The organism is Echinicola rosea, from assembly GCF_005281475.1.
Classification (GTDB): Bacteria; Bacteroidota; Bacteroidia; order Cytophagales; family Cyclobacteriaceae; genus Echinicola; species Echinicola rosea.
Map to the genome: position 1 here is coordinate 5,926,850 of NZ_CP040106.1, position 12,390 is coordinate 5,939,239.

Sequence of the window (12,390 nt, forward strand, 5' to 3'; positions counted from 1 at the left end):
AGTCCGACCTACTTTTGTGATCTTGTGATGTAAGCGTTGGATTTCACATAGGCATAGATGATTGGGATTTTTTACATGATTTATAGGTAATGACAATACGGTCATCAGCTTGTTTTTCATATTCAAAATCTACCAGCAACTGGAGCCCACTTAGTATAAAGGTCAGGCCATTGTTTTGGTAGGCCGCCTTGATCATGCAGCTTCCTTTCTGGTAGTTTTTCAGCGTGATGGGTACATGGTAATATTGCTCCAAGATGGCCAACACTTCATCAAAAGGCACCATATCAAAATCCAGCTTGCCAGACTTCCAGCCGATGACCTTATCCGCGTCATAAGGCTGCTTCAGCAGTGCTGTGGTCGAACCATCCATAACCGCTGCCTCATCTGGCAATAACAATAGCCGCTTTTCAGGTCGCTCGTGGGCTGACACTTGCACTTTACCGCTTTTCACGGTCACCATCTCTTCTTTTCCCTTGTAAGCATTGACGTTAAAGCTGGTGCCCAAAACCTTGGTTTCAAGTCCTGCGGAGCTCACCAAAAACGGGCGTTCCGTATCCCGCTGCACTTCAAAAAATGCCTCGCCTTCCAAGCTCACCCTTCGCAGGTCATCCTCAAACTCCTCAGGATACGTTAAAGAGGTATTGACGTTCAATTGGACCATACTGCCGTCAGGCAGGGTGATCTTGGCCCTTTGTGTAGCATCAGTGGACTTCACCACCAGCCTGACATCAGGGGACTGACTGGAAGACAGGTGCCATGCCGCACCCCCACCGGTCAACATCAACAATACCACTGCCGCCACCTTTACAAGGTTTGGCCAAAAGGGATATGAACGCAGCCCTTCCTTTTGGATGCGTGCTTGGGCCTTTTTCCGTATATTGCTTTTCACCTCACCTTCTGGGGTTTCCTGCCAATTGAAGGGGGCCTGCTCCGCATATATCTGCTCCCATATCCGAGCGATCAATCGATCCTTTTCCCTGCTGGTTTTTCCTTCCCGCTGTAATTGCAGCAATTTCCTGAAATCTTCCTTGTGCATGACGATCTTCGTGCTTTTACTGGACAGTAACACCAAGTCAAAAAAATACCTGCTCTAAAAACAGACTTAACGAAAGGTTAACTTTATCGATTTAGTGGTAAAGAAAAATTAACACCAAGATATACATATGCTCTAGGTCTGCCTTGAGGGATTTCAATGCTCTTTGCAAATGTCCTTCCACTGTCCTTGGGGAAATATTTAGATTGGCGGCTATTTCCTTAGCGGTGTAGCCATGCTTTTTGTTCAGGTAAAAAACCTCCCTGCACTTGGGAGGAAGCTGCTCGATCCGCTCCTCCACTACCTTCAGTAACATCACATTATGGCCTACTTCCGGTTCATCAGTCACCACGGTATCTTCGAGTTGGACAGTGTTCCAGTCAAGATGCCATTTTTGGTTTCGAATGACATTGGCCACTTGGTATTTCACGGCCCGAAAAAAATACCCCGAGAGATGCTGAATTTCCCTTTTGGGAGCATTTTCCCACAATTGTACGAACACCTCTTGTACCACATCTTCGGCCTGCTCCCGGTCTTGGAGCATCTTAAAGGCATATTCAAACAAACGCTTCCAAAACCTATCGAACAGCTGATCAAAGGCTTCGTGATCGGCCTGTCTCACTTTTTGGTACAATTGTTCATCGCTGTGCAGCTTCATACGGGAGAATAAGTATATACCAAAACAAGTCAAACGGTTGATAAGAAGCGAAAAAACGAGGTTAAGGTTTGATTAAATTAAAGGGGAGATTTTACAATAAATAGTAGGTAAAAAGCCCTTTGATTGTCATTTACACAACTACCGACCCATGTTTTAACATGAAATTTATTTTTTCATTGACAAAATCTATCAAGATTGTTGACGAATGGCTAGTTGAATTTAATCTTTTACAATACCTTTGCCTTAATTTAAACTTAATCTAAATAAGTAAAAAAGGAAGCCGCGCAGCTGCCACTGCACGGCTTTTCAAAATACTACTTCTTAATTCTCCAATTAAAAAGCTATGCAATATAAAAAAATATTGTTGACAGGCTGTTTCTTTGCCTTTATATGCTGCTTACTACAAGCGCAACAACAGGTAAAAATCACCGGTAAAATCACCGACACATCTGGGAATCCCCTTCCGGGAGTACTCATAAAGGAAACGTCCACGGGAAAGGGAACAGTCACCAATGAAGACGGCGCATTCACTTTTCCTGGACAGCCCAACCAATCCTACATTTTTCATTTTACATTTCTGGGTTTTAAACCCCATCAAGAAACCGTTAATACTGAAAATGTTAGTCCCCACCTGGACATCGTCCTTACCGAATCAGAGCATAACCTTTCGGAAGTGACCGTCACCGGCAAGTCCATCATTCAGGAGATTGAAGAAAAGGCATTTAACGTCGATGTCATTGATGCCAAAAAACTCTACAATACTAATCTCGACCTTGGCCACGCCCTGGACAGGGTTTCTGGCATTCGTGTCAGGGAATCGGGTGGCGTAGGATCCAATATGAACCTTTCACTGAACGGTTTTACGGGCCGACAAGTAAAGGTATTCATTGACGGAATACCCATGGACAATTTCGGCTCATCCTTTCAGCTCAACAATATCCCCATCAACCTGGCCGAAAGGATCGAAGTATATAAAGGGGTGGTTCCCGTAAGCCTTGGCGCGGACGCCCTCGGTGGGGCCATTAACATCGTCACCCGAAAATCGGTCAAAAGCTATCTGGATGCCTCCTATTCCTATGGTTCCTTCAATACCCACAGGACGGCCATCAATGCCGGTTATGTGGCACCATCAGGCTTTACCATCGAGATGAATGCCTTCCAAAACTACTCGGACAATGACTATAAGGTCACCGTGGATGTGGCCGACATCAACACTGGCCAGTATTATCCCCAGCAAACCGTAAAACGCTTCAATGACCAGTACCATAATGAAACCCTGATCACCCAGGTAGGTGTCCAAAACAAATCCTACGCAGACCGACTGCTATTTGGAATTACGCTGGGCAAAATGTACAAGGAAATCCAAACTGGAGCACGGCTGGTGAGTGTCTTTGGGGACTGGCACCGCAAAGGGGACATTATCATGCCTACGCTTAAATACCAAAAAACAGACCTCTTTACCAAAGGCCTTAGCGTAACCCTGAATGCCAATTATAACTTGGGCACAGAACAAAACATCGACACGGTACACCGTAGGTACAACTGGTTTCAGCAATATCGGGAGTACGACACACCTGGAGGGGAAAGGAGTTACTCCATGTACAAATACCAAAACAACAATGCGGTAGGGTCTTTTGCGGCAGATTATAGCATCAATGAAGCACATACCCTTTCGCTAAGCAACACCTTCAACTCCTTTAGCAGACAGGGAAGCGACCCGCTTTTCCCCGACCAAGACCGCTACCAACAGCCTCGGGAGACCATGAAAAATATCCTGGGCTTGGGCTATCGCTATCAGCCAAACACCAGTACAAGCATTTCTGTTTTCGGGAAACAGTACCATCAATCCAACTACTACGCCAAGGCCTATAACCCTACTGGAAATTATGGGGATGTGGCTTATATCAATACCCGGGACAATTTCAACTATTGGGGCTACGGATTAGCGGCCACCTATTTTCTCAATCCCAATGTACAGCTAAAGGCTTCTGCCGAAAAAACCTACCGCCTGCCCGAGCCCGAAGAACTCTATGGTGACATGGTCAACCTGGAAGGAAACATCGGCCTTAAACCGGAAAGCAGCTACAACTATAACCTTGGCATATTCTACAATCACACTTGGACCATAGACCGCAGGTTGGAAATAGACGCCAATGTCCTTTACCGCGATGCCAAGGATTTTATCAGGCCGCGCCTGAACACCAACCAAGCCATGCAGGTCATGGATAATTTGGTCAATGTGACCAATTTGGGCTTCGAAATGGATGTCAGGTATTTCCATAACCGGAATTTCACTGCAGGGGCTAACCTCACGTATCAAAACCTACGGAACAACACCAAATATGACGAAGGACAAACAGTAGAAAGTGTCGTGTACAGAGACCGGGTTCCCAATATGCCCTACCTCTTTGGCAATGCCAACGCTTCCTATACCATCAATGATGTCTTGGGGGAGCAAAAAAATGTGGTGATCGGTTATAACCTGCTGTATGTCCACGCATTCTACCTCTACTGGCCCAGCTTGGGAAGCGACAAACTGGATATTCCAAAGCAAATCAGCCATGACATCAATGTCACCTATACCCTCGGCCAAAACAACCGCTTCCAATTCACTGCCGAGTGCCGAAACATCCTTGACAGTAAACTATACGACAATTTCAGCCTGCAAAAACCGGGACGAAACTTCAGTGGAAAAATCAGATACTTCATTTATTAATTACCTAAAATCATGAGAACAAGATTAAACAATTGGTTAGGAGCAGGTGCGCTAGCGGCCTTCACCCTAATGGGATGCACCAACGACGATGGACCTGACGGTCCAGGCAATGTTTCGGAAAGATTTGTCATTGCTTCCACCCCTACTACTGCTTCTGACGGGGTTGCCGATTACCTACTGACGGCAGAATCCCTTACTTCCGGCACCATCAGTACCGTGGGGAACGGGATCGAACAAGACGGTACCTACCGCTATTACATCACCATCAACAACAAGTTCTTCAGCTTGCTTTACGGCCAGGGAAATCCCGGTGCTGTGACCACCTACCAGCTGAACAACCAAGGTCAATTGGCAAAATTATCAGACTTCCAAGCGGAAACCGTCCAAGCTTTTGCCGAAATCGACGACGATCTATTGATGATGAAAATCCCTCGATCAGGTGCAGAAGATGCGACTTGGTATCAAATGGACACCGATATGCTCCAAATCACCGGCGATGGCCTGACCAATATTGTGGATGTGGCCAACAACGGTGAAAGGGCGCATTTCACTTGGCTTACACAAGTGGGAGACAAGGTATATGCCCCATATATGAGCATCAAGGGATGCTGTGACGATAATTTTGGCACCAATAATCCCGACAGTGCCTGGGTGGCCGTCTATGATTATCCTAGCATGGAGCTGGAAAAAGTCATTAAGGATGACAGGACCAGCTATATCGGCCGCTATTTCACAGAAGGGCTAACGGAAGTGGAAAACGGCGATGTCTATGCTTTCTCTTCCGGTGTCGCCACCAATAATGGAGAGGCCAGTTCTACCCTTCCTTCTGCTTTCGTAAGGATCAAAGCTGGCCAAACCGAATTTGACCAAAGCTATTACTTCAACATCGAAGAAGTAGCCGACGGCTATCACGTAACCGACAAGACCTATCTGGGTGACGGCAAATTCGTGGTAAATATGCACAATGAAAAAGGTGCATACACCACAGGAAGCCGTTTGGCCATTGTAAATGTGTACGATGAATCATTCACATGGGTAACTGGCACACCTGATCCTGAAAATGTCCTGAGGGTTACCACTAATAATTATAGCTTAATGGACGGAAATACTGCTTACATTGGCTTCACCACAGAGCAAGGTAGCTGGGTATATGAAGTGGATGCCACTTCAGCCACTGCCACACAAGGCCTGAAAGTGGAAGGCGGTACGATCACGGCCATCAGCAAACTGGATGTTGCGGAATAATTGATATGTTTAAGCTGCCAGACGACACTTCTTGTCTGGCAGCTTTTTTCTATAGCTTACCCACCATATACACCATACTTATGAAACCCTCCACCAATAACAAAAAGAAGAAAAACCGTTCGCTGTTTTATCGTATATCAGCTTGGCTTCATCTTTGGTTAGGACTGGTATCCGGTATTGTAGTAGTCATCATCAGCTTGACGGCTGCGCTGTTGACTTTTGAGGAAGAAATCAGGTTGGTATTGGAAGCCTCCCGTGAAAAAGTCACCAAGCAAGAAGGCCAGGTCCTCTTGCCCCCCTCACAACTTGCCACAGCAGTAAAGGAGAAATATGGTTGGCCGTCGGTGTATGGTGTCATGTACAGAGGTGAAGGCAGAAGTGCCATGATCCCCTATTACCGGGACCGTTCCAATTACCAACAGGCACTGGTAAACCCCTACACGGGTGAAGTCCTTCATAATCGAAAGTTAAACGATGATTTTTTCAGGTTTATGTTGATCGGCCATTATCAGCTATGGTTGCCAAGGTCAATTGGCAAACCTGTAGTAGCTTACAGTACCTTGATTTTTGTCATCACCCTGATCACTGGCCTGATCTTGTGGTGGCCAAAAAAATGGACTCGCGCAACCAAAAATGCCAGTTTCAAGGTTAAATGGCCCGCCACTCCAAAACGCTTCAATTACGACTTGCATAATGTAGTAGGCTTCTATTCACTATTGATTGCATTGGTCCTGGCCCTTACGGGAATGGTATATGGTATGCAGTGGTTCAGGGCTTCCTCCTACTGGGTGGCCTCTGGAGGGGAAACCGAAACTTTTGAACGCATGCATTCGGACACCACTTTGGTGGCAGCGGAAGATCAGATAGATGAAGATGTCCTCTTCACGAACCTGCTCCAAAGCGGCCTGGATCCAGACCAAAACCGCTTTAGTATTTTCTATCCACGGGGAGCGGCGGGAGTCTGGAACATGCAGGTAAATCCCAGTCTTATCAACACCTTCCAAAGCCGCAACCATTATTTCGAACAGGGCAGCCTGCACCTACTAAAAGAAGATCCCGCGTTTTCCACCGCCAATGGCGGAGACCAATTGATGAAGCTCAACTATGACCTTCACCTTGGGCTGATTGGGGGAATCTGGACCAAGATCATCGCTTTCTTGGCATGTCTCATATCTGCCAGCCTACCCATCACAGGGTTTATTATCTGGTGGGGCAAAGAAAAGAAAAAGCGAAAAAACAAGGCAAAATCCAAGCAAAAAGTAAAACAACAAAGGGTTCCTGTTCCAGCTTGATCCCCATATGGATGGCCAATAAAGTGACCTCCTTAAGGATATCAATCAAGTAAATCCAAAAAGCCATTTAACTATTTATTTGAACAAACTAAAAATTACGTTGAATTTTATTATATTGGTCATGAGCTTAAACCAATTTTAATGCAACGATCATGTCAAGAAATTTCAGCCTGCTTTTTTTAGTGATCATCCTGCTATCATGCAGTAAAAAGCCCACGCAACAAGAGGTACTTGAGCAAGCCAGGACCATGATGGCCAATCGTCAGGCGATATCCCATACCACCACCTATCATTGGGAAAATGCCTTAAATGAAATGGACACCTTCAACTATTCCCTTCAACTCGAAAAATATAAAAACGAACATTTTGACTATAATTATATTGCAAAGGGACATCAATCTGACATCATATATATAAGAGGCAACTATTCTAGAATCGACCATAAAGACAGCACCATTTCCTTATATACCGCAGAAGATCTCAAGACCGAGGCACATAAAGATGAAATAAGTTCCATTCGGAACACCATGGCACTTGCCTTTAATCCTATCTTACTATTACAACTGGATCAATGGTCCTATCTTAAGGACACCACTGTAAAAGGAGCCCTTTACCATGATTATTTTTTGGTCAAAATGGATACCGTTATTGATGGGAAAGAAATTTACCTCGAAAACCACCTTTTTATCAATCCCGCAACAAAAAACCCCGACTTCTTTTCTAATAGACTTTACCATAACGGCAGCAGGTCGCAGCTGATCAATGCCTATTTTTCGGATTATGATTTCCACGCTCCCGATGAAAAATTGGACTATCTTCCTCCGGCAAATTATCTCTCCCGATCCGGCAAAAATAAAAATACCGAAAAACGCATTATGCTAAAAGCTGGAGATAAGGCCCCAGGTTTTGAACTCCCTACTCTTGAAGGAAAAACCTTTACACTATCGGACATGAGAGGAAAAAAAGTTTTGCTGGACTTCTCTATGATCAATTGCGGCTGGTGTGCCATCGCACTAGAGCAGTTTACCAAACCAGAATTTAGTTTTAGGTCCAATATAAACCCCATTTACATCAACCCTGTGGACTCCAAAGAGGATGTAAAGAAGTACCAATCCCTCAACAACATCCCATTTCCAATTATCCCCGATGCTGGAGAAATAGGCAAGGCTTACGGTGTAAGTGGCTATCCCTCTTTTTTTCTGATCGATGAAAATGGCTACATCGAAAAGGCCTTTGCAGGATACGATAAGAGCATCCTATTGGGGCTTGGTCAATGATATGCTTAGTCCTCAAAAAAACTGACATGGCATTCCTTGTGGTCCACCAAAAATTCCCCAGTAGAAAAAAGCACCTTATACACACAATAAGGATTGTCAAACACACTGCTGTAACGATTATTTTTTTAATCAGTTTTTTATAGTTAATTACCGCCTATAAATAAACCTGTTTTACCCAAATTAGGTTTTTTAGACCTATATAAACATTATTCCCAGTGAAAGACCACCAACAAATCTTCCAGCAAAACAACAAAATACTGCAGACCTTGTTAAAACTCGCCAATAGCAATCGTGGTTTTATTGGAGTGATCAAGGAAGGTGGTCTCAATCTTTTGGCAGTCACCAACTTGGACGAAAACACCCTTCATCTCCATGAAGAACCACTAATTGACCTGATCAATACGGCTGAAAAAACCGGGGCAACTACCTTACCTTTCAATATCGGAAAAGTGTCTTCCCAACCGGGTATTATCGCTCCTTTTTCCACTGGCCAAAGCGGCACCAAAGGAGCCGTTTTTCTGTTGGATGTCGAAGGGGATGCAAATGACGCAGCCCCGTGGGAAGAAATAAGCATACTCACTGAGGCATTGGCAGAAAAGCACTTTTCACCGGGACCTTCACCGAATGTCCATTATGCAGAAAATCAGTTCAGAGATTTTTTCGAAAATTCCATGGGACTTATGTGCGCCCATGACCTCCAAGGAAATTTCCTCATGGCCAATAAGGCAAGTGCCCATAGTCTTGGTTATAATCAAAAAGACCTGATCGGGAAATCACTTCATGATATTATCCCAGTCCAACACCATGAATTGCTAAAACAATACCTGCAGAACATTCAACACCACGGAAAAAGCCAAGGGACCATGCGGGTGCAGCATATCAACGGGTCTGGCAGAATATGGCTATACAGTAATATTCTCCTGAAAGACCACAAAGGGGCTCCATATGTCCTCGGCAACGCGCTGGACATCACTGAGCGTTACCAACTGGAGCGGGAATACGACAGGTTGAAAGAAATGCTTGAGCAGACCAATAGTGTTGCCCGTGTGGGTGGCTGGGAAGTGGATCTAAAGGACAACACCATATTTTGGTCCAAGGTTACCCGAGAAATCCACGAAGTACCTGATGACTTTGTTCCCGATACTGCAAAGGCCATAGAATTTTATAAGGAAGGAAAACACCGTCAAGCCATCCAACAGGCATTCGAAAATGCCGTCCGCAAAAATGAACCATACGACCTGGAACTCATTTTGGTCACTGCAAACGGCAAAGAAGTATGGACACGCGCCATTGGCCAGCCGGAATCAATCAATGGTGAATGCGTTCGGATCTTTGGCACCTTTCAGGACATTACTGCACAAAAGGAGGCAGAACTGGAAATTATCAGGTCAAAAAACCTCCTTGAAGATGTCTTAAATGCCTCCTCTGAGATCAGCATCATTGCCACTGACAAAAACGGCTTGATTAGTCTTTTTAACAAAGGTGCTGAAAAAATGTTGGGCTATTCTGCAGAAGAGATGATTGGAAAACAAAGCCCGGCCATCATCCATGATCCTGAAGAAATAGCAGAAAGGGGTCAAGAGCTGAGCGATAAATATCATCAAGAAATCAGCGGGTTCGAGGTTTTTGTTTATTTACCGGAATTAAAAGGTGCTGAGGAACGTGAGTGGACCTACATCCGAAAGGACGGTCGCAAACTGTATGTTTCCCTAGCAGTGACCTCCATGCGAAATGAAGAAGGAGAAATCACCGGATACCTTGGCATGGCTACAGACATCACAGAACGGAAGCATGCAGAACAGGCACTAACCATCGAAAAGGCACGGTTAAACGCATTTGTCTCCCATGCCCCAGCTGCCGTTGCCATGTTTGATAAGGAAATCCAATATATTGCCTATAGTAACAGGTGGGTAGAGGAATATCAGCTGGAAGGGACAGACCTTTCCGGAAAATCGCATTATGAAGTGTTTGGCACCATTTCCGAGGAATGGAAAGCTATCCATGCCCGCAGCCTTAAAGGAGAAGTCATTCGCAATGAGGAAGATCGATGGCGGCCCGATGGCTGGGATCACGACCAATTCCTTCGCTGGGAAGTTCGCCCTTGGCACTACTATGATGGCAGTATAGGAGGCATTATGATGCTTACCCAGGACATCACTGAGACCTGCCTGCAAAGAGAGGAATTAAAAAAAGCAAAAATCCTTGCCGAACAGGCCAGTAAAGCCAAATCGGAATTTCTTGCCAACATGAGCCATGAAATCCGAACCCCTCTTAACGGTGTGATAGGGTTTACAGATCTGGTACTAAAAACAGACCTTTCCGACACACAGGAGCAATACCTATCTATTGTCAATCAGTCCGGCAATGCCCTGCTCAATATCATCAATGATATTTTGGACTTCTCCAAAATCGAGGCCGGTAAACTGGAACTGGATATTGATAGGTGTGACTTGTACGAACTCACCGAACAGGCCAGTGACATCATCACGTATGAGGTACACAAAAAGGGACTGGAGATGTTATTGAATATCCATCCCGATACACCTAGATATATATGGACTGACAGCGTGCGGTTAAAACAAATATTGGTAAACTTACTTGGAAATGCCTCCAAGTTTACCGAAACCGGCGAAATAGAACTGCAGCTCCATCCTGCTTCCCAAATAAATGAGGAAAATGAAATCACACTACGTTTTGCTGTAAGGGATACGGGAATAGGGATCAAAGAGGAAAAACAGCAAAAAATATTTGAAGCCTTTTCACAAGAGGATATAAGCACTACCAAAAAATACGGAGGTACCGGCCTCGGCCTGACCATTTCCAATAGCCTCCTCTTGATGATGGACAGTGGACTGAAGCTCAAAAGCAGGGTAGGCGAAGGGAGTACATTCTACTTTGACCTGACGGTCAAATCAGAACAGGAAGAATCCGACCATATGGATGAAAATATTGATATCCAAAAGGTCCTTATCGTAGATGACAACGATAACAACAGGATGATACTGGAGCGGATGCTGTCCCTACGGGGAATCGAATCGATCCAAGCAAAAAATGGATTTGAAGCACTACAGAAATTGGTAGAAGAAGGCAGGTTTGATGTGATCCTGATGGATTATCACATGCCCTATATGAACGGTATAGAAACCATACGCAAAATCCGCGAAATTGTCGAACACCAACCCATTATCTTTTTGCACAGTTCTTCAGATGACGACACAATCCTCAAAGCCTGCAAGGAACTGGGGGGACGCAAAAAACTAATCAAGCCCATCAAGCTGCAAGAAATGTACAATGCATTGCTCACCATTAACAAAAAGCAGGATCATCAAAAAGCAACCCAAACAACTTTTAGCGAAAACCACTTCCCTGAAGACACCACCGTCCTCCTTGTAGAAGACAATAGTATCAACATGCTTTTGGCCAAAACAGTCATCCATAACCTCTCACCTACCACCAGAATCCTAGAGGCCACAAATGGATTAGAAGCGCTTGCAGTGATGGAAACTGAAATTCCAGCAGTAGTTTTTATGGATGTCCAAATGCCCGAGATGAACGGTTATGAAGCAACGCAAGCCATTCGAGATAAATACAATAAACATAATATCCTGATCATTGCCCTGACTGCCGGAAATGTAAAGGGCGAAAAAGAAAAGTGCCTACAAGCTGGCATGAATGATTTTATCGCCAAGCCATTCGTGGAAGCTGATGTCATTAATTTGCTAAAAAAGTGGAATATCAACAAGGGAAATGATGAGCTCGCCACCACCAATACAAATGCTCATGGCGATCCCCAAAAACAGTTTGATCTTGAAAAATTCCAAGCCGTACTAGGTTTTCCTGATTTGGAAAGTGAAATGTTCCAGGTGATTCTAAAATCGGGCTTGAAGGAATTGGGAAAATCTAAAATTCAGCTGGAGGAAATCCTTTCTTCAAAGGGAGAGGGCCTTTCCATTGCTGCCCACAAACTCTACAGTACCGCCAGTGCCATGTACCTGACCCCGCTAGCCCAACTCAGCTCCAAAATGGAGACCCGAAAGGACTTTGATTTTGCTGATCCAAGCCTTGAAAATGAAATAATGATTATTCTAGCGGAAATCGACAATGCTAGCATATTGATTGATGAGGTTATTAAATAATAAACCCGCACTTTAGGTAAGGGCAAGTGACAC

7 protein-coding genes are annotated in these 12,390 nt (G+C 44.7%); 5 read left to right on the plus strand and 2 right to left on the minus strand.

Features of this window, described 5'->3' with window-relative positions; genetic code table 11:
• Window positions 1–43: 43 nt before the first annotated feature.
• Complete coding sequence (locus tag FDP09_RS23105; protein ID WP_137404801.1) at window positions 44–1,036, minus strand: FecR family protein; 993 nt, start codon at window positions 1,034–1,036, stop codon at window positions 44–46.
• Between the two features lie 91 nt (window positions 1,037–1,127).
• A complete protein-coding gene (locus FDP09_RS23110) occupies window positions 1,128–1,691 on the minus strand; it encodes an RNA polymerase sigma factor (protein ID WP_137404802.1) in 564 nt (187 codons plus the stop codon).
• 343 nt (window positions 1,692–2,034) lie between these two features.
• Here FDP09_RS23110 and FDP09_RS23115 point away from each other — a divergent pair, with 343 nt between their 5' ends.
• The 5 genes from FDP09_RS23115 (at window position 2,035) to FDP09_RS23135 (ending at window position 12,357) form a co-directional block, all read left to right on the plus strand.
• Window positions 2,035–4,407: a TonB-dependent receptor gene (locus FDP09_RS23115; RefSeq protein ID WP_137404803.1), complete on the plus strand. Its 2,373-nt coding sequence runs from the start codon at window positions 2,035–2,037 to the stop codon at window positions 4,405–4,407.
• A gap of 12 nt (window positions 4,408–4,419) precedes the next feature.
• Window positions 4,420–5,652 (plus strand): DUF4374 domain-containing protein, encoded by a 1,233-nt coding sequence (locus FDP09_RS23120; protein WP_137404804.1) that lies wholly within the window; start codon window positions 4,420–4,422, stop codon window positions 5,650–5,652.
• A gap of 80 nt (window positions 5,653–5,732) precedes the next feature.
• On the plus strand, window positions 5,733–6,944 hold the full coding sequence (locus tag FDP09_RS23125) for a PepSY-associated TM helix domain-containing protein (protein WP_137404805.1): 1,212 nt from the start codon (window positions 5,733–5,735) through the stop codon (window positions 6,942–6,944).
• Between the two features lie 152 nt (window positions 6,945–7,096).
• Window positions 7,097–8,221 carry a peroxiredoxin family protein gene (locus FDP09_RS23130; protein WP_137404806.1) on the plus strand — a complete coding sequence of 375 codons (1,125 nt, stop codon included), beginning with the start codon at window positions 7,097–7,099 and terminating at the stop codon, window positions 8,219–8,221.
• Window positions 8,222–8,436: 215 nt separating this feature from the next.
• Window positions 8,437–12,357: a PAS domain-containing hybrid sensor histidine kinase/response regulator gene (locus FDP09_RS23135; RefSeq protein WP_137404807.1), complete on the plus strand. Its 3,921-nt coding sequence runs from the start codon at window positions 8,437–8,439 to the stop codon at window positions 12,355–12,357.
• Window positions 12,358–12,390 lie beyond the last annotated feature (33 nt).

Bases quoted from the DNA above. Each gene is read 5' to 3' on its own strand.
- FDP09_RS23105 (WP_137404801.1), bottom strand. From the start codon at position 1,036: ATGCACAAGGAAGATTTCAGGAAATTGCTGCAATTACAGCGGGAAGGA.
- FDP09_RS23120 (WP_137404804.1), top strand. From the start codon at position 4,420: ATGAGAACAAGATTAAACAATTGGTTAGGAGCAGGTGCGCTAGCGGCC.
- FDP09_RS23130 (WP_137404806.1), top strand. From the start codon at position 7,097: ATGTCAAGAAATTTCAGCCTGCTTTTTTTAGTGATCATCCTGCTATCA.
- FDP09_RS23125 (WP_137404805.1), top strand. From the start codon at position 5,733: ATGAAACCCTCCACCAATAACAAAAAGAAGAAAAACCGTTCGCTGTTT.
- FDP09_RS23115 (WP_137404803.1), top strand. From the start codon at position 2,035: ATGCAATATAAAAAAATATTGTTGACAGGCTGTTTCTTTGCCTTTATA.
- FDP09_RS23110 (WP_137404802.1), bottom strand. From the start codon at position 1,691: ATGAAGCTGCACAGCGATGAACAATTGTACCAAAAAGTGAGACAGGCC.